Origin of the sequence: Chelatococcus reniformis (assembly GCF_014640075.1) — a bacterium.
GTDB lineage: Bacteria > Pseudomonadota > Alphaproteobacteria > Rhizobiales > Beijerinckiaceae > Camelimonas > Camelimonas reniformis.
This window is the reverse complement of sequence record NZ_BMGG01000011.1, coordinates 303,008-324,293: the sequence shown is the minus strand read 5'-3', so window position 1 is coordinate 324,293 and position 21,286 is coordinate 303,008. Positions and strand designations below refer to the sequence as shown.

Sequence of the window (21,286 nt, the reverse complement as noted above, 5' to 3'; positions counted from 1 at the left end):
GCATCCTTGTCGACGCACGTCACATGATGGCCGAAGTCGGCAAAGCAAGTTCCCGAAACGAGGCCCACATAGCCGGACCCGATCATCGCTACACGCATCGTTGCCCAAACTTCCCCTGAGAGTGCACAGCCCCGGCTTGCCGGTCGTGTGGCACGCATCCGCACGGCTGCGGCCTGTTGGCCACCGATCCGGCTTCGCCGTCAAGCGCAAAGCCGATGGGGCGAATCCGAAAAGCGACGGGCACGGGCGCGGATCGCTGGCCTTCGCTGCCCCCTTTTCGTGGAGATCTAGTGTCGTGCCGGCCGCGCCTCTTGCGCTCTGAGTTCGGCGCTGCCTGCGCAGTCGGGCCTTCCCCGGCGCCTTGGCATGGTCGCGCTGGGCCTGGCGGGTTGCCACAGGCCGGCCTCAGGTTCCGGTGTTCGGCCGTGGCCGCGCGGAACATCCTTTCCCCGGGAGGCTTCCACAATGGCCGCTCCCGTGCGATGAGCAGGGGATCCTTCGCCGACGAGCAGCGATCGCCGGAGACCGCATTTGGCTACTGATACTCCTGAAACTCGGCCGGTTCCCACCGTATCCGGCGCCGAGCATGCGCCCATCGTCTCATTCGACGGCGTATCCGCAGTCGGCGCGTCGCACGGATCCTTCACGTTCGGCTTGGTCGTGGGGCGACCCATCCCCTTGAGCAACGGCAGCATTCCCATGGTGATGGGGACCGTTGCCTATCTCAAGTGCTCCGAGCACGCCTTGCGGGAGCTGCGCGAGTCGATCGAGAACGCGCTTCTGCTCGCGGCCAAGACCGCCGGCTCAGCCAACTAGCCACCCACCGGCACGACGCGGTGCAGACGGCCGTTCCGTCCCGCGCGCGGGACGGCGTCGACCCTCGTCGCTCTATCCGCCGTGGGGCATGTGCCGCCGCGGTGGACATCGGTGCGGGGTTGCAACGATTTGCCGCGCCGGGCGTTTTCGACAACCGAGCGTGGCCGGGCCTCGATGAGCCCGTTCGCGCTTGTAGGCCGCGGCCTTGGCGCAGGTACGGCTTCACCGCGCCATCGCTCGGCCGCGCGACAGAGAGGTGGAAACGGCGCGCCGGCACCTGTCGGCCGCTTGAAAGCAGAATAGGCGCCGTCCCAATGTGCTCCAGCGCATGCCGTCGGGACCGCGTCGAGTTTAACAGGACCGGCGCAACTGGGATCTGTTGCCAGGGGTGTGGCAGCAGGCCTGCCTCCCTGGCCGGGGCAATGGTGAGGAGTCGAGATGAGACGCGAAGGCGAACGTTTTCAGCAGGTGCGAGTGGATATCGACGGGGTTCAGTTCGTGAATTGCACGTTCGATTCCTGCGCGCTGATCTACCGCGGCGGTCCGTTGCCGATGTTCACCAATTGCACGTTCAGCAACCCGCAATTCGCCTTCGACGATGCCGCGAAGCGCACCGTGACGCTCCTCCGGTCGATGGCGACCCCGGCCGGCGGCATGCAGCAGATCGTGCGGAGCACCTTTCCGGAGCTGTTCGCGGCCCGATGACGGGCAAGGAGGCGGCTCCGCCCCCTCCCGCTCGTCGTCTCGGGGGGAGAGAATTGGCGGTTTCGTCGCCCCCGATCAGAATTTCGGCGGCTTGACGTCGAAAGCGGGCGGCGCGTCCAGGCCGCCGCCCTGCAGGTTCTGAAACTGCTGCTCGACCGCCTTGTCGTCCACCTTCTTTTGCGGGGTCAGCCAGTAGGTGACCGACTGCGGCCAGAAGATCACGATGGCGACCAGGATCAGCTGCATGCCCACCCAGGGCAGCGCCCCCCAATAGATATCCGAGCTCTTGACGCTCTTCGGCGCGATGCCGCGCAGGTAGAACAGCGCGAACCCGAAGGGCGGGTGCATGAAGCTCGTCTGCATGTTGACGCAGAGCAGCACACCGAACCAGATCAGATCGATGTCGAGCTTGGCCGCGACCGGGACCAGCAGCGGGATGATGATGAAGGCGATCTCGAAGAAGTCGAGGAAGAACGCCAGCAGGAACACGAAGATGTTGACGAACACCAGGAAGCCGATCTGGCCGCCCGGCAGGCCGGTCAGCAGGTGTTCGATCCAGCGGCTGCCGTCCATGCCCTGGAAGACCAGGCTGAAGCAGGTCGAGCCGATGAGGATGAACACCACCATGGCGGTGAGGCGCATGGTCGATTCCATGCCTTCGTAGCAAAGCTTCCACGTCAGCCGCCGATGCAGCGCAGCAAGAACCAGGGCGCCGACGGCGCCCATGGCACCCGCCTCGGTCGGCGTGGCCAGGCCCATGAAAATGGTGCCCAGGACGAGGAAGATCAGCACGATCGACGGGATCATGCCCCACAGCACGCGCGCGATCAGCTGCCAGCCCATCTCACCGCGGGCCTCCGGCGGCAGCGGCGGCATGCTCGACGGGCGCGCGATCGACAGCGCGATGATGAAAAGGACGAAGATGGCGACCTGAAGGATCGAGGGACCGATTGCTCCCAGATACATGTCGCCGACCGACCTGCCGAGCTGATCGGCGAGGACGACGAGCACCAGCGAGGGTGGGATGAGCTGGGTGATCGTGCCGGAGGCGGCGATAACGCCGGTTGCCAGGCGCATGTCGTAGCCGTAGCGCATCATCACGGGCAACGAGATCACGCCCATGGCGATCACCGATGCGGCGACCGTGCCGGTGATTGCGCCCAGCACCGCGCCGACGAGGATGACCGCATACGCGAGCCCGCCGGGGATGGCGCCGAACAATTGCCCGGTGCCCTCCAGCAGGTCCTCCGCCAGCCCGCAACGTTCGAGGATGGCGCCCATGAAGGTGAAGAACGGGATCGCCAGAAGAAGGTCGTTCGAGATGATGCCGAAGAAGCGCAGCGGCAGCGCATGCAGGAAATCGGGGCTGAAATGCCCGGTCCAGATGCCCACCACGCCGAAGAACAGGCCGACGGCCGAGAGGGAGAACGCGACCGGGAAGCCGATCAGCATGAAGAGGATCATCCCGCCGAACATCAGCGGCGGCATCACGCCATGAGAGAACATCAGCCGGTCGTCCTGCCGCGCGGATACGCCTGCATCACTGCAGCGGCTTCTCGTAGTGCGTATCGATAGCGACGCTGCCGGTCAGAGCCGCGACGCGCTTGATCAACTCCGACAGCCCCTGCAGCGTCAGCAGGCCGAAGCCCAGGGGCAGCATCAGCTTGATGGGCCATTGGATGAGGCCGCCGGCGTTGAGGCCATACTCGCCGGATCTGAAGGACGCCAGGAAGAACGGCCATGTGAGCCAGGTGAGGAAGATGGTCACCGGCAGCAAGAACAGGGTGAAGCCGACCGCGTCGATCCACAGCCGCCCCTGATCCGACACGGACGAATAGATGAGGTCGACGCGCACGTGCTCGTTGCGCTGCAGCGTGTAGGAGGCGCCAAGCAACACCAAGGCGCCAAACAGGTACCACTGGATCTCGAGCCAGCTGTTGGAGCTGGAATTGAACAGGTAGCGAATCGTCGCGTTGCCGGCGCTGACCAGCACCGTGATCAACACCATCCAATTGGCGAGGCCTCCGACCTGCTTGCTGACAAAATCGATTCCGCGGCTGAGCCGCAGGAGGCCCTGCATACGCTTCCCCTAAGCTGCCTTCAGCAGTAGATCATTCCACGCCGGCTGCCATTACGACTTTCGCTCAAGCCGTGAGCGGCCTGTCTCTCCATGACACGAGGGGTCGGACGCGCGCAACGGTCGCCGTTTCGCGCGGCCGACGCTTGGCCTGTCCGGGCTCGCTGGCCGAAAACAGCAGCAATGGCCCAGGCACCCGAGCATATCGCCATCGGACGGGGATCATCCAATGGCGCAGAAATTGCCCCTCATCTTTGAATGTGGAGCGCGAAGCGCACTAGGCAGCGGGGCGGAACGCGGCAATCCTAGCCCAGCGTCGCCCGCTGGCCTGACGCCGGAGGAGCTGCCCGTGACATTTGCCAAATTGCCATTCGATGCCGACACCATGATCGATGGGCTGCGCAGCTGGGTGGAGTGCGAGAGCCCGACCTGGAACGCGACGGCGGTCGACCACATGATCGATCTCGCGGCGACGGATCTTGCGGCATCCGGCGCCACGATCGAGCGCATACCAGGCCGGATGGGCTTTGGCGGTTGTGTGCGCGCCCGCTTCCCGCATCCGCGCGCCGGCGAGCCCGGCATCCTCATCGCCGGCCATGTGGACACCGTGCATCCCATCGGCACCCTGGCGAAGCTGCCGTTCCGGCGCGAGGCGGGCAAGTGCTATGGGCCGGGCATCATGGACATGAAGGGCGGCAACTACATGTCGCTCGAGGCAATCCGGCAACTGGCGCAGGCTGGAATCGCCACGCCGCTGCCGATCACCGTGCTGTTCACGCCCGACGAGGAGGTGGGCACGCCGAGCACCCGCGGCCTGATCGAGATGGAGGCGTCGCGCAATAAATACGTGCTGGTGCCGGAGCCGTCGCTGGTCGACTACGGCGTGGTCACCGGCCGCTACGCCATCGCCCGGTTCGATCTGGAGGCGACGGGGCGGCCGAGTCACGCCGGAGCGAGGCTGGCGGACGGCCGCTCCGCCATCCGCGAGATGGCCAGGCAGATCCTGGCCATCGAGGGCATGACGAGCGAGGACTGCACCTTCAGCGTCGGCATCGTGCACGGCGGCGAATGGGTGAACTGCGTATCGTCGAGCTGCCGCGGCGAGGCGCTCAGCATGGCCAAGCGGCAGGAGGACCTGGACAAGGGCGTGGAAGCCATGCTGGCGCTCAATGGCACCGCCAACGAGGTATCCTTCAAGGTGACGCGCGGCGTCACGCGCCCCGTCTGGCCGCCGGGCACGCCGGGCACCATGGCCCTCTACGAAAAGGCCAAGGCGCTCGCCAGGCAACTGGGTTTCGACCTGCCGCACGCCAGCCAGGGCGGCGGCTCGGACGGCAACTTCACCGGTGCCATGGGAATCCCCACGCTCGACGGCCTCGGCGTGCTCGGCAGCGGCGCTCATACGCTCGACGAGCACATCGTGGTTCAGAGCCTGGTCGACCGCGGCCGGCTGATGGCGGGCCTCCTGGCGACGCTCGATTGACGCGCTGTTGCGCATCATGCCCAGGATATGGGCATGATGCGTGCTGCACTTCGTGCGCTGTCCCGGCCGACGCGTCGGGCTCGTGGAGCGGGCGCGCCTCACGAGGCGAGGGTGGTACGGGAGTTGCATTCTACGTCGCAGGGCAGCAAAAGGTATAGCTTGCGCGACACCGTGCTAAGATTTGTAAGATTGCGCGGCGAGCCAGTTCAACAGCGGAGGCCGACGTGACGACCGGTGTATTGACGCGTAGTTTGCGCTCTGCGGCGCGAGGCATTTACCTCTCCATTGCTCTGGCTTCGGTCACGGTGGCAGCTCCTGTCCAGGCCAAGACGCTGACCGCGGTCATGCACTCGGATCTGCGGGTGATCGATCCGCTGATCACGACGGCGTACATCACCCGTGACCACGGCTACATGGTCTACGACACGCTGCTGGCCATCGACTCCGACTTCAAGGTGCAGCCGCAGATGGCGAGCTGGACCGTCTCCGACGACAAGCTCACCTACACCTTCACGCTGCGCGATGGGCTGAAGTGGCACGACGGCGCGGCTGTGACCGCCGAAGACTGCGTGGCCTCGCTCAAGCGCTGGGCCAAGCGCGATGGTATGGGCCAGAAGCTCATGGACTTCACGGCGAGCCTGGAAGCCACCGGCCCCAAGACGATGACGCTCAAGCTCAAGGAACCGTACGGGCTGGTGCTGGAATCCATCGGCAAGCCCTCGTCGCTGGTTCCCTTCATGATGCCCAAGCGCATCGCCGAGACCCCCGCCGACAAGGCGATCCCCGAGCAGATCGGCTCCGGCCCCTTCAAGTTCGTGCAGACGGAATTCCGGCCGGGCGTGAAAGCGGTGTACGAGAAGTTCACCGACTATGTGCCCCGCAGCGAGCCGGCGAGCTGGCTGGCCGGCGGCAAAGTGGCGAAGGTCGACCGGGTCGAATGGCTGACCATGCCGGACTCGCAGACCGCGGTGAACGCGCTCCAGTCCGGTGAGATCGACTTCTTCGAGGCGCCGCCGATCGACCTGTTGCCGGCGCTGGAGTCGAACGACGAGATCGTCGTCAGGGTGCTCAACTCCCTCGGCCTGCAGACGCTCGGCCGCATGAACTTCCTCTATCCGCCGTTCGACAACATCAAGGTACGGCGCGCGGCCTTGCTGGCCATGAATCAGAAGGACGTGCTCGACGCGCTGATCGGCAACCCCAAATACCAGCAGATCTGCGGCGCCATCTTCGGCTGCGGCACGCCGCTGGCGACCGAGGTGGGCTCGGAAAGCCTGGTCAAGGGTAACGGCATGGCCGAGGCCAAGAAGCTGCTGGCCGAATCGGGCTACGACGGTAAGCCCATCGTTGTCATGGCACCGACGGACGTGGCGGCGCTCAAGGCTCAGCCGGTGGTGGCGGCGCAGCTGCTGCGGCAGGCGGGCTTCAACGTCGATTTGCAGTCGACCGACTGGCAGACGGTGGTGACCCGCCGCGCCAGCCAGAAGCCGCCGGCGGAAGGCGGCTGGAACATGTTCTTCACCAACTGGGTCGGTGCCGACATCGCCAATCCCGTCGTGCACGTCACTCTGAGCGGCCGGGGCAAGAGTGGCGGTTGGTTCGGCTGGCCGGACGACCCGGAGATGGAGAAGCTGCGCGACGCCTTTGCCCGCAGCACCGATCTGGCCGAACAGAAGAAGATCGCGGCCGAGATCCAGGCGCGGGTCTTCGAGCAGGTCACCTATCTGCCGCTGGGCCAGTACAATGGGCCGAGCGCCTGGCGCAAGGAGCTCGAGGGGGTGCTCGATGGGCCGGCGGTACCGGTGTTCTGGAACATCGAGAAGGCCGATTGAGCGCTCTCTGATCCGCCCGCCGCAGGCGTCGTCATGCTAGGCTATATCATCCGGCGAATTCTGGCGGCGGTGCCCGTCATGGGCTGCGTCGCGGTATTCGTGTTCCTGCTGCTCCGGCTGACCCCGGGGGATCCGGCGGCGATCATCGCCGGCGACTCGGCCACGCCCGAGCAACTCGAGCGCATCCGCGCCACGCTGGGGCTGAACGAGCCCATCTACGTGCAATTCGCCACCTGGGTCGGGCGTTTGCTGCATGGCGACCTCGGCGTCTCGCTGATCTCGCAGATTCCCGTGGCGCAGATGATCGGCCAGCGTCTCGAGCCCAGCCTGACGCTCGCCATCTCCACCATTCTGCTGTCGGTCGTCGTCGCCGTGCCGCTCGGCGTGCTCGCCGCCTGGAAGCAGGGCACCTGGATCGACAGGGTGGTCATGGCCTTCTGCGTCCTCGGCTTCTCCGTGCCCGTCTTCGTCGTCGGCTACGTGCTGATCCAGGTCTTCGCCATCGACCTCAAATGGGTGCCGGTGCAGGGCTTCCGCAGCATCACCCGCGGCTTCGGCCCGTTCTTCGAACGAGCCGTGCTGCCGACGGTGGCGCTGTCGTTCATCTATATCGCGCTGATCGCCCGCATGACGCGGGCGAGCATGCTCGAGGTGCTCGGCGAAGACTACGTGCGTACGGCCAGAGCCAAGGGCCTCGGCGAGACCAAGGTGCTGCTGCGGCACGCCCTGCGCAACGCCGCCGTTCCTGTCGTCACCGTCATCGGCACCGGCTTCACCCTGCTGATCTCCGGCGTCGTCGTCACGGAGAGCGTGTTCAACATCCCGGGCATCGGCCGGCTCACCGTGGATGCCGTCCTGGCGCGGGACTTCCCGGTGATTCAGGGCATGATCCTCCTGACCAGCGGGCTCTATGTCGCCGTCAATCTCCTCATCGACCTGAGCTACACCCTGTTCGATCCGAGGATCCGGTATTGATGACCGATCAGGCGCTACCCGCCGCGGCCCGGCCGCGACCGGCCTGGTTCTCGCTGGTGGCAAGCCCGATCTCGGTGATCGCCGCCGTCTGCCTCGGGCTCATCATCATCGTCTCGCTGCTGGCGCCGTGGCTCGCGCCTCACGATCCGGTGCAACTGGTGCCGGCCAACCGCCTGAAGCCGGCGAGCGCCGCGTATCTGCTCGGCACCGACGGCTACGGCCGCGACGTGCTGTCCCGCATCCTCTACGGCGGCCGCATCTCGTTGCTGATCGGCGTCGGCTCCGCCATCATCAGCATCGGCTTCGGCCTGGCGATCGGGCTCGTCGCCGGCTTCTTCCGCTGGCTCGACGCCATCGTCATGCGTTTCATGGATGCGCTGATGGCGATACCGAGCATTCTTCTGGCCATCGCCGTGGTCGCCTTGTCCGGAGCCAGCCTCAGCAGCGTCCTCATCGCCATCACCCTGCCGGAGATCCCGCGGGTGGTGCGGCTGGTGCGTGCCGTGGTGCTGTCGGCGCGCGAGGAGCCCTACGTGGAGGCGGCGATATCGGTCGGTTCGAGCCTGCCGAAGATCCTGTGGCGGCACATCATGCCGAACACCTTCGCGCCGCTCATCGTGCAGGGCACCTACATCTGCGCCGCGGCGATCCTGACGGAGGCGATCCTGTCGTTCCTAGGGGCCGGGATCAATCCGGAGACGCCGAGCTGGGGCAACATCATGGCCGAGGGCCGGGCCTACTTCCAGGTCAAGCCGTCGCTGATCTTCTGGCCGGGCTTGGTGCTGTCGGTCGCGATCCTGTCCATCAACCTCCTCGGCGATGCGGCGCGCGACGTGCTCGATCCGCGCATGAAGCGGCGGGAGGGCGCGCGATGAGCAAGACGCCGCATCGTTCCGCCATCCTCGACGTCCGCGACCTCGTCGTCTCGCTCGGCCCGGGCGCCAAGGCCGCCCGGGTCATCGACGGCGTGTCGTTCACCGTGCGCGAGGCGCAGACGCTCTGCCTCGTGGGCGAGAGCGGCTCGGGCAAGTCCGTCACCTCGCTCGCCGTCATGGGCCTGCTGCCCAAGAATATCCTGCTGCCGACCGGCGGCCGCATCGAGCTGGTCGGCGAAAGCCTCCTGGATTCCAGCCAGCGTCGGCTGCGTCAGCTGCGCGCCACCACCATGGCGATGATCTTCCAGGAGCCGATGACGGCGCTCAACCCGGTGGTGCCGGTGGGCCGGCAGATCGACGAGGTGCTCCAGGCGCACATGCGCCTGGACGCGGGCGAGCGTCGTCGGCGCATCCTCGACATGATGGAACAGGTTCACCTGCCCGACGTCGAGCGCATCTACCGGTCCTACCCGCATCGCCTCTCCGGCGGGCAGCGCCAGCGCATCATGATCGCCATGGCGCTGATCATGGGGCCGAAGCTGCTGATCGCCGACGAGCCGACGACGGCGCTCGACGTCACCACGCAGAAGCAGATCCTCGCCCTCGTCCGCGAGCTGCAGGAGAAACACGGCACCGCCGTACTGTTCATCACGCACGACATGGGCGTGGTGGCCGAGATCGCCGACCGCGTGGCGGTCATGCGTCACGGCCGCCTGGTGGAGGAGGGGCCGATCGACGCCATCCTGCGCCGGCCGGAGCAGGAGTACACGCGCAGTCTTCTGGGGGCGGTGCCGAGCCTGGTGCCGCGACCGCGCCGAGACGAGGGCGACGGCGCCGTGGTGCTCGAGACCTACGACCTCAACAAGACCTATCAGGAGCGCTCGCTGTTCGGCGGCCGGCGCGAGGTGGCGGCGGCCAAGGACGTCACCCTGTCGCTGCGCCGGGGCCGCACGCTGGGCATCGTCGGCGAGAGCGGCTCGGGCAAGTCGACGGTGGCGCGCTGCATCATGCGCCTCATCGACCCGACGTCGGGCAGCATCCGCGTCGCCGGGCGTGAGATTTCGGAGCTGACGCGGCGCCTGCTGCAGCCCCATCGCCAGCGCATTCAGATCATCTTTCAGGACCCATACCGCTCGCTCAACCCGCGGTTGTCCGTGGGCGAAAGCATTGCCGAGGGACCGGTGAACTTCGGCACCTCGAGGGCCGAGGCGCTGGCGCATGCGCGCGAGCTGCTGCGTCTGGTGGACCTGCCGGCCGATGCGGTGGCGCGCTACCCGCACCAATTCTCCGGCGGCCAGCGTCAGCGCATCGCCATCGCCCGCGCGCTGGCGATGAAGCCCGACGTGCTGGTGGCCGACGAAGCGGTGTCGGCGCTCGACGTCTCGGTGCAGGCCCAGGTGCTGAAGCTGCTCGACGACATCCAGGAGCGGCTCGGCGTGGCGCTGCTGTTCATCACCCACGACCTGCGCGTGGCGGCGCAGATCTGCGATGACATCATCGTCATGCAGCGCGGCGTGGTGGTGGAGGAGGGGCCTGCGAGCCTCGTCCTTGCCGAGCCCAAGGAGCCCTATACCCGCCAGCTGTTCGAGGCGGCTCCCGGGCGGCACTGGGACTTCGCCAACTTCCGGCCGGTCGAGGCTGGGGCGCCGACGCCGGCCGCGTCCTGACATCAGCCGGCCGGCACAGCGTGGAGCCGGCCATGGCCAGCCTTCGAGGTTCACGATGCGCATCGCCGTTGCCGGCTTCCTGCACGAGACCAACACCTTCGCCCCGTCCAAGGCGACACTGGACGATTTCGTCGCCGGCGGCGGCTGGCCGGCCATGGTCAAGGGCCGCGCCGTCATCGACGAGACCCGCGGCATCAATATCGGCATGAGCGGTTTCGTCGCCGCCGCCGAGGCGGCCGGATGGGATCTGCTGCCGATCATGTGGTGCGCCGCGAGCCCGTCGGCGCACGTCCGCGAGGACGCCTACGAGACGGTGGCGCGGACCATCGTCGACGGCATCGCCGCAGCCGGCCCGCTCGAGGGGGTCTACCTCGATCTGCACGGCGCCATGGTGGCGGAGCACCTGGATGATGGTGAAGGCGAGCTGATTGCCCGGGTGCGCCGTGTCGTCGGCCCCAATGTGCCCATCGTCGTCAGCCTCGATCTGCATGGCAACGTCACCCGGCGCATGGTCGACGAGGCCGATGCGCTCGTCGCCTACCGCACCTATCCGCACATCGACATGGCCGATACCGGCCGGGCCGCGGCGCGCCATCTCGCCCGCCTGCTCGCCGGCGCCGGGCCCTTCGCCAAGGCCTTCCGGCAGCTGCCGTTCCTCATCCCGATCAGCTGGCAGTGCACCGACGTGGAGCCGTGCCAGTCGATCTACGCGGCGCTGGCGGCGCGGGAGGGGGAGGCGGTGCCGACGCTGTCGTTCCTGCCGGGCTTTCCGGCGGCCGACTTTGCCGACTGCGGCGCCACCGTCGTCGCCTATGGCCGCAGCCAGGCCGATGCCGAAGCGGCGGCGGACGCCATCGCCGGGCTCGTCGCAGGTCACGAAGCCGATTTCGACGGTCGCGTTTACGGGCCGGACGAAGGCGTTCGCGCCGCCATGGCGATCGCCGAGGGGGCGAGCAGGCCGGTGGTCATCGCCGACACCCAGGACAATCCCGGCGCCGGCGGCGATTCCGACACCACCGGCATGCTGCGCGCGCTGGTGGCCGCGAAGGCGACACGTGCCGCCATCGGCGTCATCGTGGATCCGGCCGCGGCCCGCGCGGCGCAGGCAGCGGGCGAGGGCGCGACCGTCTCCCTGGCGCTCGGCGGCAAGTCGGGCATTCCGGGCGACGCACCGTTCCAGGGGGAGTTCGTCGTCGAGGCCTTGTCGGACGGCCGCTTCGTGGCGCCCGGCCCCTATTTCGGGGGCGGCCGCCTCGACCTCGGGCCGTCGGCCTGCCTGCGCATCGGCGGCGTGCGCGTTGTGGTGGGCTCGCGCAAGGCCCAACTCGCCGACCAGGCCATGTACCGCTTCGTGGGCATCGAGCCGACAGCCCAGGCCATCCTGGTGAACAAGAGCTCGGTACATTTCCGCGCCGATTTCGAGCCGATCGCGGAGACGATACTCGTCTGCGCGGCGCCGGGGCCGATGCCGTCCGATCCCGCCGATCTGCCATGGACCCGGCTGCGTCCCGGCCTGCGCATCAAGCCCAACGGCCCCCCGTTTCCGGGGCCGGCCTAGAGCGTTTCCGCGTTTCTTCGAATCGCCGAAATGCTCTATCTGTTTGATTTGTCGCGCTTTCTTCACGCGAACCGGCGTCCACTTCGCTCGAAAACGCTCTAGATGCTTCACCTTTATTGAATCCACAGCGCTCCCGTCACTCGTTGAATGTGACCCTTTGAGCGGATGGATGGCCGGGTCAAGCCCGACCATGACGGGGCGGGGCGAAAGCCTTTTATTCTCAACGCCATGGTCGGGCTTGACCCGACCATCCATCGCCTTGAGAGCTCACATCCGTCGCCAGGGCCCAAACAGTCGCGACCTCGTGCTGCGCCACGACGAGGTCATCCGACAGCGAGGCGTTCCGGCCGTCAGGGTCCGATCTGGCGCGCGACGTCGTCGGCGATCGACAGGCTGGAGGTGAGGCCGGGACTCTCGAGGCCGAACAGGTTGACCAAGCCGGGCAGGCCATGGTCGGCCGGGCCCTCGATGATGAAGTCGGCGGCCGGCTCGCCCCGCCCGGTCAGCTTCGGGCGGATGCCCGCATAGTCCGGCAGCAAGGCGCCGTCGGGCAGCCCCGGCCAGTAGCGGCGGATGGCGGCATAGAACAACTCGGCCCGGGCCGGATCGACGCGGTAGTCGGGTTGGTCGATCCATTCGACGTCGGGCCCGAAGCGGACCCGCCCGGCCAGGTCGAGCGTCAGGTGAACGCCGAGGCCGCCGTCGACCGGGGCGGGATAGATCAGCCGCGCGAAGGGCGCTTTCCCGGCGAAGCCGAAATAGTTGCCCTTGGCCAAGGTCAGGCGCGGCACGCGGCCCGGGGGATAGCCTTCGGTCGCGGCGGCGAGCGCCGGCGCGCCGAGCCCGGCCGCGTTGACGACGGCTTCGAAGGCCATCGTGCCGCCGTCGTTGCCGCCGAAGCCGACCAGCCAGCCGTGGCTGTCCGGCCGCAGCCACTCGATCGGCGTCGCCAGGGCCAGCGCCCCGCCCTGGTCCTCCAGCTCCCCTTGCAGTGCCAGCATCAGTGCGTGGCTGTCGACGATGCCGGTCTCGTGGGACACGAGCGCGCCGACGCAGGCGAGCTCCGGCTCCAGCACCCGCAGGTGCGCCGCGTCGAGCCATTCCAGGCCCTCGACGCCATTGGCGAGGCCTTGCGTGTGAATGGCCGTGATCTTGGTCACCTCCTCCTGGGAGGTCGCCACGATCAGCTTGCCGCACTTGGCGTGCGGCACCCCATGGCTGGCGCAGAAGGCGTACATCAGGCGCCGGCCGGCGACGCAGTGGCGCGCCCGCAGCGAGTCCGTGGGATAGTACATGCCGCCGTGGATCACTTCGGAATTGCGCGAGGAGATGCCACTGCCGATGCTCGCGGCGGCATCGGCCACGATCACCTCATGCCCGGCGAGCGCCAGCGCCCGCCCGACGGCGAGGCCGATGACGCCGGCACCTACGACAAGAACCATCATGTGCGGCTTCCTCTGCGGTCCGCCTTCGGCGCGGCCGGGCACGGGGGAGTGGGGATCGGCGTTACTCCGCTTCGCGGGCGCCGTCATCGTCGGTTGAGATCGCAATCGGGATGCCGAGGCGGGCCCCCTCATCGACCATGAGCCGCAGGATACGCTGGCGGTCGGCGGCGATCGCCGTCGACAGACCGCCGACGCCCACCCCCATGGGGCGCTCGCCGGCTCGCCGCGGCAACGGCACGCAGACGATGCCGGCGCCGAGCGTCACGCGCCCCAGCGACACCTCGAAACCGCGGCGGCGGAGATGGGCAAGGTCGGTGAGCAGCTCGGGCAGCGCGGGCACGACCGGATCGGCGTTCCAGATGTTCACCAGATCCGACGCGCCGACACCCGGGGCGCCTTCGGCGTCGACCCGCTCGCGCGTCCGGGCGACGAGTACCGCCACGTCGTCGTCGCTCATCTGCGACAGCAGCAGTCGGCCCATGCCGGATTCGACCAGCGGCAGCTTCGAACCGATCGGAATTTCCAGCCGCATGGCGTGGCGTCCCGGCACGACGTCGATGTAACGGACGCACAGGTCGTGCGGCACGCCGAGCAGGATGGTCTGCCCGGTCTCGGTGCCGAGCGCCTGCATGAAGGCCTTCACCTCGGCCCGCGGCACCGCTGGCTCGATCCAGCGGCCCAGCGAGGAGACGCGGCTGCTGGGCGCGATGCCGCGACCATCCGGATCGAGCACGAGATAGCCCGCGTTGAGCATGCTCTGTACGAGTGTCGACGTGCTCGATTGTGGATAGCCAAGCTTATCCGCCAGCTCGGTTATGGTTACGCTGCGCATGACGCTGTCGCAATACTCTAAAACTTCCAGCGTCCGCATCGACGACTTGACGGTGACGGCCCCGGCCTTGGCGGTTCGCGTTCGCATGCATTCCTCAATATCCTCTATTTGATATTTCATATCCTATTGACGATCAATATCAAGGGGCGTACGCCATCGAGATGCAGGGAGGACAACGGGAATGAGCGAGGACGCGCGCGATCTTTGGCGCCCCTATGCCAACGAGGCCCTGGTCCGTCAGGTCAGAGGCTTCGTCGAGAGGCGGGTCGCGCCCGCCGCGCACGATATCGACGCCCGCGACGTCTATCCGACCGAGCTGGTGCGCGAACTGGCGGCGCTGGGCTGCAACGCCATCTGCCTGCCCGAGGCCTATGGCGGGCGTGCCGAGCCCTATTCGTCTGCCGTCGCCGTCTGTGAGGAGGTGGGTTACGGCAGCGCCGCGGTTGCCATCTCGCTGATCACCATCTTCCAGGCGCAGACCATCATCCGCCTGTTCGGCTCCGACAGCCTGAAGGAGCGCTATTTGCCGCGCTTTGCCGGGGGGCTGATCGCGTCCTACGCGCTCACCGAGGCCTCCCACGGCAGCGACATCCGCACGCTGGATACCAAGGCCCGTCGCGAGGGCGGCATGTGGGTGCTCGACGGGGAGAAGTCCTTCATCACCTCGGGCTCGGAGGCGGAGTTCTTCGTCATTCTGGCTCAGACCGAGGCCGGTGTGTCGGCATTCGCGGTCCCGCGCGAGAGCGAAGGTCTCACCACCTACGTCGGCCACAACTCGGCGACCATGGGCCTGCGCAACGGGCCGCACGTCAACATCCGGCTCCAGGGTGTGCGTCTGCCGCTGGATCACCTCATCGGCGAGGACGGCAAGGGCGTGCGCCAGGCGGTGACCACGCTGGATTATTCCCGCACGGCGGCGGCCGGCATCAGCATCGGCATCGCCCGCGCCGCCTATGACGCGGCGCTGGCGTTCACCGCCAACCGCGTGGCCTTCGATCAGAAGGTGATCCAGTTCCAGGGCATCCAATGGTACTTCGCTGAAGCCCTGGCACGGATCGACGCAGCGCGGCTCCTGGTCTACCGGGCCGCCGAGGCGCTCGACAGCCACGACGACGTCATGCGCTATGCGAGTGGCGCCAAGCTGATCGCGGCGGAGGTGGCGACGGATGTCGCCTCCAAGGCCATCCAGGTCTGCGGTGCCTACGGCACGATGGTGAATGCACCGTTCAGCCGTTACTTCCGTGACGCCAAGACCTACGAGATCGGCGGCGGCTCGTCCGAAGTCCTCAAGAACACCCTCGCCAAATACTTTCTCGGTTTCGCGGGCGTGCGATGATCCTCGATCTCCTCGCGGCGCAGGCCGCCTCCACGCCGGATCGGCCGTTGGCCGTCACGACCGAAGCGACCTATTCCTACGCCGAGATCTGGTCGCTCGCCCGCCGCTTTGCGGCGCGTCTTTGCGCCCACGGCATCGTCCCCGGTGACCACGTCGCCCTGATCGCCGGCAACAGTGCCGCCTATCTGGTGGCCTGGTTCGGCATCAATGCCGCGGGCGCCGTCGCCGTCTGCCTCAACAACCAACTGATGGGCGACGCCATCACCTATCTGGTGTCCCAGTGCGACGCCAAGCTCGTCGTCGCCGACACCGAATGGATCGAGACGCGCGCCGGCGGTCTGCGCGAGGGGGCGGCCGCGCTGCCCCGCATCGGCATCGGCTCGGATGCGGCGTTCTTCGCCGAGTTGGCGGGCAGCGACGAAGCCGAGCCGCCCGCGATCGCGGCGCACGATCTGTGCACGATCCTCTACACGTCGGGCACGACGGGACTGCCCAAGGGCGTCATGTGCGCCCATGGCGGCTACGCCGCGACCGGCCGCGAGACCGTGCGGATTCTCGATCTCGGCCGCGATGATCGCATCTTCGTCTACATGCCGCTCTTCCACACCAATCCGCAGATGTATGCGGTGATGGCGGCGCTGACCGCCGGTGCGTCGCTCGCCCTGGCGCCTCGCTTTTCGGCGACGAGCTTCTTCGACGAGGCACGGGCGCTCGGTGCGACGGGCTGCACCTTCGTCGGCACCGTTCTTGCCATCCTCGCGGCCCGCTACGCCGATCCGGTCCGCGATCATGCCATGCGCTTTGCCATCGGCGGCGGCACGACGCGCGAGCTCGCCTCGACCATCGAGACCCGCTTCGGCATCAAGGTTCACGAGCTCTACGGCATGACCGAGGTGGGCGGCTGGGTCTCGGGCAGCACCGCTGCGGACCACAAGCTGGGCGCCAACGGCCGGGTTCGCGCCGACGTGGAGGTCCGCATCGTCGATGCCGACGACAACCCGCAGCCGATCGGCGCGCGCGGAGAGATCGTCGTGCGTCCGTCGAAGCCCAACGTCATCCTGATGGGCTACTACAAAAAGCCCGAGGAACTGGCCAAGGCCAGCCGCAACTTCTGGTTCCACACCGGCGACATCGGCAGCTTCGACGACGACGGCTATCTCTATTTCCACGGGCGCTCCAAGGAGGTCATCCGACGCGGCGGCGAGATGATCTCGCCCGACGAGTTGGAGCAGCACCTGCGCAAGCTGCCGGGCATCGCCGACTGCGCCGTCGTGGCGGTCCCTGACCCGATCATGGGCGACGAGATCAAGGCGGTCGTGGTGGCCGAGGCGGGCTTCGACCTAGCGCACATCCGCAGCCATCTCGCCGACCACGTGCCGGGCTACATGCTGCCGCGCTATGCCGAGCGGATCGACCGCATTCCACGCACACAGACCGAAAAAATCCTGCGTCGCGAGCTCGAATACGTCGACGCGCGCGTCATCGACTTCAAGAAATAAGTACAAGACGGGGGATACCACCATGAAGCTATTGATGGCGGCTTTGGGCCTTGCCGGTTTTGCGATAGCGGGAGCGGCGCAGGCGGGCGACAGGACGGGGACGGTGAAGATCGGCGTGCTCACCGACATGAGCGGCGTGTTCTCCGACCTGACCGGAAATGGTGCGGTGCAGGCCGCGAAGATGGCCGCCGAGGCCTATGGGGGCAGGGCGGCCGGCCGCCCGATCGAAGTGATCTTTGCCGATCACCAGAACAAGGCCGATATCGGCGCCGCCATCATCCGCCGCTGGTACGACCAGGAGGACGTCGACATGGTCGTCGACTTCGCCAACTCGGCCGTGGCGCTGGCCGCCGTCGGCATCACCCGCGAGCGCAACAAGGTGATGATCCCGTCGGGCGTCGGTACGACGGAGCTCACGGGCAAGCAGTGCTCGCCCAATACCATTCACTGGTCCTGGGACTCGTACGGCAACGCCAACGCCCTGGTGAAGGCGGTGATGCAGCGCGGTGGCAAGAAGTGGTTCTTCATCACCGTCGACTACGCCTTCGGACACAGCCTGGAGGAGAACGTCTCCAAACTCGTCAAGGCCCAGGGCGGCGAGGTCGTCGGCTCGGTCAAGCATCCGCTCAACACCGTCGACTTCAGCTCCTACATCCTGACGGCGCAGGCGTCGGGGGCCGATGTCATCGTCCTCGCCAACGGCGGCGGCGATCTCTCGAACGCGGTGAAGCAGGCACGCGAGTTCGGCATCACCTCGGACCGCTACAAGATCGTCGCGCCACAGTTCAATCTGGCCGTCGTCCATGCCGCCGGGCTGAAGGATACGCAAGGGTTGCTCGCGGCCGGCAGCATGAACTGGACGGAGAACGCCGATACGCGCGCGTTCGCGACCGAGCTTTCCAAGCGCAACAACGGCATCCACCCCGATGCGCTGCAGGCGGGTGTCTACTCGGCGGTTCTGGCCTATCTCGGCGCCGTCGAGAAGGTCGGCACTGCCGACGGCAAGAAGATCGTCGATCTGCTGAAGGCCGCTCCCGTGAAGGACCCGCTGCTGGGTGACGGCGTCATTCGCGCCGATGGGCGCATGCTGCACCCCGTGCAGATCTTGCAGATCAAGTCGCCCGACGAGTCCAAGGAGCCCTGGGACTACTTCAAGACCATCGACGTCATCCCCGGTGACCAGGCCTTCCGGCCTCTCGCCGAGAGCGAGTGTCCGCTGGTCACCAACACCAGATGAGCGCTTCGTCTCCTACAATCGCGCTCATCGGCCTCGGCGAGGTCGGCAGGATCTTCGCCAAGGCGCTGCATGGTCGGGGCGTCGCCCTTCGTATCGCATCGCGCCCTTCGGCCCGGGCCGAGCGCGCCGCGGCGGATCTGGGCCTGGCGCTCGCGGCCGACGCTGCTGCCGCCGCTGCCCGCGCCGATCTGGTGCTGATCACCACCACGGGAGAGAGCCTGCTCGCCGTCGCACGGCAGATCGCACCGGCCGTGGCACGCGGGACGATCGTCGCCGATCTCACCTCCGCGGCGCCGCGCGATGTCGCCGCCGCGGCCGGGGTCATGCCTGCGGGGGCCGAAAACTACGTCGACGTGGCCATCATGGGCGCCGTCAGCCTGCACGGCATCGGCACCCCGCTGTTGGCATCGGGGCCGGCGGCCGCACGCTTCGCCGCCATGGCGACGCCTCTGGGCTTCCATGTGGATGCGCGGGCGGGCTCAGCCGTCGGCGACGCTTCCAAGCTGAAGCTGCTGCGCAGCGTCTTCGCCAAGGGCCTCGACGCGGTGGTCAACGAGGCGATGCTGGCCGCTGAAGCGATGGGGCTCCGGGCCGAGCTGGTCGGGCAACTCGCCGATTTCGATCGCGCGCCGCTGCGCGAGCACATCGCCATGTATCTGCGCACCCATCCGCCGCACGCGGCCCGCCGGCTGACTGAAATGCAGCAAGCCGAGGACGAGATCCTGGCCCTCGGCCTGCCGAGCCTGACCACGCGGGCGGCGATCGAGCGTTATCGTCGCACGGCGGAGCTGGCCCGCGCCCGGCCCCCGGCGGCGGAGCCGCTCGACGCCGAGCAGGCGCTCGCGTGGCTGCTGGCGGCGGAGCGGGCCGCTGCAATCAAATCCTGATCGCTCTCATCCTGCGGCACCGAGAATGACTTCTTCCACGGCTGAACGCCTTGTCCACGTCACGCCCGCGCTGCTGAAGCAGCAGGTGCTGCTCGTGCTGGAGGCCTGGGGCATGCCCGAGGCGGATCGGGCGGTCGTCGCCGACTGCCTCGTCGAGACGGATCTGCGCGGCATCGAATCCCACGGCGCGTCGATGCTCCCGCTCTACGACCAGATGCGACGGGCCGGCGGTCTCAACATGAAGGCCTGCCCCCGCACCGTGCGGGAAAACGCGGCGACGGCGGTGATCGACGCGGATGCGGGGCTCGGCCACGGCGTCGCCATCATGGCGATGAACCTCGCGGTCGATAAATGCCTGGCCGGCGGCATCGGTGCGGTCTCGGTCTTCAACTCGCATCATTTTGGCGCGGCTGGGCTCTACGCCGAGATGGCGGCCCGCCGCGGAGTGCTGGCGCTGGTGACCTCCTCGGCCCGCACCGTTGCGGTGCTTCCGACCGGCGGCACCCTTCCGATGCTGGGCACGAACCCGATCGCATTCGCAGCGCCCGCCGCCGGGCACGATCCCTTCCTGCTCGACATGTCGACATCGGCGGTCGCCGCGAACAAGGTCAAGGTCTACGGCTACCACGATACGCCGTTGCCGATGGGCTGGGTGGTGGATGGTGCCGGCAGGCCGGTGACCGATCCCCACGAGGGCTTCCGCCTCTGCATGGACGGGGGCGTCGGCGGCCTGATGCCGCTGGGCGGCTCGCGCGACACCGGGGCGCACAAAGGTTACGGCCTTGCCGTGATGGCACAGCTTCTCGGCAGCACCCTTGCCGGCGGTTCGTTTTCGCCGTTTCGGGTTCGGGATGCGGCACCGGGCGCGCCCGACAACATCGGCCATTTCTTTCTTGCGCTGGATCCCCGGGCCTTCCGCCTCGGTGGCTCGTTCGAGGAGGAGGCCGCGGCCATCGTCGACGCGCTCCGGGCGACACCGGCGGTCGATCCTCTGCACCCGGTCGTCGTGGCGGGCGAACCGGAGTTCGAGCGCCGGGCCGAGCGGCTCACCACCGGCATCCCCTTGAACGGCGCGTTTCTCGACGCGGTTCGCAAAGTAGCCGCGGACACCGGCGTCGACTTCATCCTCGATCCCGCGACGACCTGAGGTGAGCATGTTCCACTACGACGGGACCATTCGCGATTGCCTGCCGCCGCGCCGGGCGAGCCCGCCGCGCCGCCTCCAGGTGCCGCCCGGGGCCTGGGAGACCCATGCGCACGTGATCGGCGTCCCTCCCGATCACCCCCTGGTCCCGGACCGCCACTTCACCGCGCCTGCCGCGCCGCCGGCCGACTTCATCGCCATGCTCGATCGGGTGGGGCTCGCCTACGGCGTGCTCGTCCAGGTCAGCGCCCATGGCACCGACAATCGCCTGCTGCTCGAGGCCCTGCGGCGCTATCCGGACCGGTTGCGCGGCGTCGCCGTCGTCGATGCAGCCACGCCGGATGCGGTGATCGCCGAACTGAAGGATGCCGGCGTCACCGGCATCCGCATCCTCGATATCGTCGGCGGCGGGGTCGGCATGCGCAGCCTCGAGGCGTTGGCCGACCGCTGCGCCGAGTTGGGCTGGCATATACAGGTCGCCGTCAAGGGCCCGTCGTATTCGGAGCTGGAGCCGCGCCTGGCACGGCTTCGCGTGCCCTTCATCATCGACCATATGGGCTGGTGCCCGGCCCCGGCGGGCATCGCCCAGCCGGATTTCCAGGCTGTCCTGCGCCTGGTCCGCGATACCGGCTGCTACGTCAAGCTGTCGGGCGGCTTTCGCCTGTCGGGTGAGCCCAAGCCGTTTCGCGACACCTACGCGTTCGCGCGCGCGCTCATCGCGGCGGCGCCCGATCGCATGGTCTGGGGCAGCGACTGGCCCCACGTCGGGCTCTACGATGCCGAAGAACGCCCGGATGTCGGTGAGCTTCTCGACGGGCTCGCGGACTATACCTCCGACCCGGGCATGCAGCGGCGCATCCTGGTGGACAACCCCGCGCGCTTCTATGGCCTGCCCCACGGCTGAGCGCATACGTGGGT

General features: G+C 67.7%; 19 protein-coding genes. 14 read left to right on the top strand and 5 right to left on the bottom strand.

The window, feature by feature from the left end; genetic code table 11:
* A partial coding sequence (locus IEW34_RS27815) for an NAD-binding protein (protein ID WP_188612486.1) occupies positions 1-98 on the bottom strand: 98 nt, incomplete at its 3' end.
* A gap of 580 nt (positions 99-678) precedes the next feature.
* Here IEW34_RS27815 and IEW34_RS27810 point away from each other — a divergent pair.
* On the top strand, positions 679-816 hold the full coding sequence (locus IEW34_RS27810; protein WP_188612485.1) for a hypothetical protein: 138 nt from the start codon (positions 679-681) through the stop codon (positions 814-816).
* A 438-nt stretch (positions 817-1,254) separates the two neighbouring features.
* The gene (locus tag IEW34_RS27805; RefSeq protein ID WP_188612484.1) at positions 1,255-1,521 is read left to right on the top strand and encodes a hypothetical protein; all 267 of its coding nucleotides are present in this window, start codon (positions 1,255-1,257) and stop codon (positions 1,519-1,521) included.
* Positions 1,522-1,596: 75 nt separating this feature from the next.
* Here IEW34_RS27805 and IEW34_RS27800 read toward each other — a convergent pair whose 3' ends face one another.
* On the bottom strand, positions 1,597-3,027 hold the full coding sequence (locus IEW34_RS27800) for a TRAP transporter large permease (RefSeq protein ID WP_188612483.1): 1,431 nt from the start codon (positions 3,025-3,027) through the stop codon (positions 1,597-1,599).
* A 34-nt stretch (positions 3,028-3,061) separates the two neighbouring features.
* The gene (locus IEW34_RS27795) at positions 3,062-3,601 is read right to left on the bottom strand and encodes a TRAP transporter small permease subunit (RefSeq protein WP_188612482.1); all 540 of its coding nucleotides are present in this window, start codon (positions 3,599-3,601) and stop codon (positions 3,062-3,064) included.
* Positions 3,602-3,947: 346 nt separating this feature from the next.
* Between IEW34_RS27795 and IEW34_RS27790 the strand changes: the two genes are divergently transcribed.
* The 6 genes from IEW34_RS27790 to IEW34_RS27765 all read left to right on the top strand — a co-directional run bounded on the left by IEW34_RS27790 (position 3,948) and on the right by IEW34_RS27765 (position 11,988).
* A complete protein-coding gene (locus IEW34_RS27790) occupies positions 3,948-5,081 on the top strand; it encodes a M20/M25/M40 family metallo-hydrolase (protein ID WP_188612481.1) in 1,134 nt (377 codons plus the stop codon).
* Positions 5,082-5,425: 344 nt separating this feature from the next.
* A complete protein-coding gene (locus IEW34_RS27785) occupies positions 5,426-6,913 on the top strand; it encodes an ABC transporter substrate-binding protein (RefSeq protein WP_188612520.1) in 1,488 nt (495 codons plus the stop codon).
* 33 nt (positions 6,914-6,946) lie between these two features.
* Positions 6,947-7,888, top strand: coding sequence for an ABC transporter permease (locus tag IEW34_RS27780; RefSeq protein WP_188612480.1), 942 nt, complete (start codon positions 6,947-6,949; stop codon positions 7,886-7,888).
* Complete coding sequence (locus IEW34_RS27775) at positions 7,888-8,763, top strand: ABC transporter permease (protein ID WP_188612479.1); 876 nt, start codon at positions 7,888-7,890, stop codon at positions 8,761-8,763. Before IEW34_RS27780 ends, IEW34_RS27775 begins: the two co-directional genes overlap by 1 nt.
* Positions 8,760-10,430: an ABC transporter ATP-binding protein gene (locus IEW34_RS27770; RefSeq protein WP_188612478.1), complete on the top strand. Its 1,671-nt coding sequence runs from the start codon at positions 8,760-8,762 to the stop codon at positions 10,428-10,430. Before IEW34_RS27775 ends, IEW34_RS27770 begins: the two co-directional genes overlap by 4 nt.
* Positions 10,431-10,485: 55 nt before the next feature.
* Positions 10,486-11,988, top strand: a complete 1,503-nt coding sequence (locus tag IEW34_RS27765) for a M81 family metallopeptidase (protein ID WP_188612477.1) — start codon at positions 10,486-10,488, stop codon at positions 11,986-11,988.
* Positions 11,989-12,338: 350 nt separating this feature from the next.
* Here IEW34_RS27765 and IEW34_RS27760 read toward each other — a convergent pair whose 3' ends face one another.
* Both IEW34_RS27760 and IEW34_RS27755 read right to left on the bottom strand, forming a co-directional pair.
* Positions 12,339-13,433 carry an NAD(P)/FAD-dependent oxidoreductase gene (locus IEW34_RS27760; protein WP_188612476.1) on the bottom strand — a complete coding sequence of 365 codons (1,095 nt, stop codon included), beginning with the start codon at positions 13,431-13,433 and terminating at the stop codon, positions 12,339-12,341.
* A 61-nt stretch (positions 13,434-13,494) separates the two neighbouring features.
* Positions 13,495-14,352, bottom strand: coding sequence for an IclR family transcriptional regulator (locus tag IEW34_RS27755; protein ID WP_188612475.1), 858 nt, complete (start codon positions 14,350-14,352; stop codon positions 13,495-13,497).
* A 94-nt stretch (positions 14,353-14,446) separates the two neighbouring features.
* Here IEW34_RS27755 and IEW34_RS27750 point away from each other — a divergent pair, with 94 nt between their 5' ends.
* Genes IEW34_RS27750 through IEW34_RS27725 form a run of 6 tightly spaced genes read left to right on the top strand, consistent with a single transcriptional unit; the run spans position 14,447 to position 21,272 of the window.
* Positions 14,447-15,601: an acyl-CoA dehydrogenase family protein gene (locus IEW34_RS27750; RefSeq protein WP_188612474.1), complete on the top strand. Its 1,155-nt coding sequence runs from the start codon at positions 14,447-14,449 to the stop codon at positions 15,599-15,601.
* Entirely contained in the window at positions 15,598-17,100 is a 1,503-nt protein-coding gene (locus tag IEW34_RS27745; RefSeq protein WP_188612473.1) for a class I adenylate-forming enzyme family protein, read from the top strand. Before IEW34_RS27750 ends, IEW34_RS27745 begins: the two co-directional genes overlap by 4 nt.
* Before the next feature lie 22 nt (positions 17,101-17,122).
* Positions 17,123-18,337, top strand: a complete 1,215-nt coding sequence (locus IEW34_RS27740) for an ABC transporter substrate-binding protein (RefSeq protein WP_188612472.1) — start codon at positions 17,123-17,125, stop codon at positions 18,335-18,337.
* A complete protein-coding gene (locus tag IEW34_RS27735) occupies positions 18,334-19,224 on the top strand; it encodes a DUF1932 domain-containing protein (protein WP_188612471.1) in 891 nt (296 codons plus the stop codon). Before IEW34_RS27740 ends, IEW34_RS27735 begins: the two co-directional genes overlap by 4 nt.
* Positions 19,225-19,249: 25 nt before the next feature.
* Positions 19,250-20,371: an Ldh family oxidoreductase gene (locus IEW34_RS27730; RefSeq protein ID WP_188612470.1), complete on the top strand. Its 1,122-nt coding sequence runs from the start codon at positions 19,250-19,252 to the stop codon at positions 20,369-20,371.
* Positions 20,372-20,378: 7 nt separating this feature from the next.
* Positions 20,379-21,272, top strand: a complete 894-nt coding sequence (locus IEW34_RS27725) for an amidohydrolase family protein (protein ID WP_188612469.1) — start codon at positions 20,379-20,381, stop codon at positions 21,270-21,272.
* The last annotated feature ends 14 nt before the right edge of the window (positions 21,273-21,286 follow it).

What these genes read in the sequence shown, in the direction of transcription:
- IEW34_RS27805 (WP_188612484.1), top strand. Translation starts at nt 1,255, where the DNA reads ATGAGACGCGAAGGCGAACGTTTTCAGCAGGTGCGAGTGGATATCGAC.
- IEW34_RS27800 (WP_188612483.1), bottom strand. Translation starts at nt 3,027, where the DNA reads ATGTTCTCTCATGGCGTGATGCCGCCGCTGATGTTCGGCGGGATGATC.
- IEW34_RS27795 (WP_188612482.1), bottom strand. Translation starts at nt 3,601, where the DNA reads ATGCAGGGCCTCCTGCGGCTCAGCCGCGGAATCGATTTTGTCAGCAAG.
- IEW34_RS27785 (WP_188612520.1), top strand. Translation starts at nt 5,426, where the DNA reads ATGCACTCGGATCTGCGGGTGATCGATCCGCTGATCACGACGGCGTAC.
- IEW34_RS27780 (WP_188612480.1), top strand. Translation starts at nt 6,947, where the DNA reads ATGCTAGGCTATATCATCCGGCGAATTCTGGCGGCGGTGCCCGTCATG.
- IEW34_RS27775 (WP_188612479.1), top strand. Translation starts at nt 7,888, where the DNA reads ATGACCGATCAGGCGCTACCCGCCGCGGCCCGGCCGCGACCGGCCTGG.
- IEW34_RS27770 (WP_188612478.1), top strand. Translation starts at nt 8,760, where the DNA reads ATGAGCAAGACGCCGCATCGTTCCGCCATCCTCGACGTCCGCGACCTC.
- IEW34_RS27765 (WP_188612477.1), top strand. Translation starts at nt 10,486, where the DNA reads ATGCGCATCGCCGTTGCCGGCTTCCTGCACGAGACCAACACCTTCGCC.
- IEW34_RS27760 (WP_188612476.1), bottom strand. Translation starts at nt 13,433, where the DNA reads ATGATGGTTCTTGTCGTAGGTGCCGGCGTCATCGGCCTCGCCGTCGGG.
- IEW34_RS27755 (WP_188612475.1), bottom strand. Translation starts at nt 14,352, where the DNA reads ATGCGAACGCGAACCGCCAAGGCCGGGGCCGTCACCGTCAAGTCGTCG.
- IEW34_RS27750 (WP_188612474.1), top strand. Translation starts at nt 14,447, where the DNA reads ATGAGCGAGGACGCGCGCGATCTTTGGCGCCCCTATGCCAACGAGGCC.
- IEW34_RS27745 (WP_188612473.1), top strand. Translation starts at nt 15,598, where the DNA reads ATGATCCTCGATCTCCTCGCGGCGCAGGCCGCCTCCACGCCGGATCGG.
- IEW34_RS27740 (WP_188612472.1), top strand. Translation starts at nt 17,123, where the DNA reads ATGAAGCTATTGATGGCGGCTTTGGGCCTTGCCGGTTTTGCGATAGCG.
- IEW34_RS27735 (WP_188612471.1), top strand. Translation starts at nt 18,334, where the DNA reads ATGAGCGCTTCGTCTCCTACAATCGCGCTCATCGGCCTCGGCGAGGTC.
- IEW34_RS27730 (WP_188612470.1), top strand. Translation starts at nt 19,250, where the DNA reads ATGACTTCTTCCACGGCTGAACGCCTTGTCCACGTCACGCCCGCGCTG.
- IEW34_RS27725 (WP_188612469.1), top strand. Translation starts at nt 20,379, where the DNA reads ATGTTCCACTACGACGGGACCATTCGCGATTGCCTGCCGCCGCGCCGG.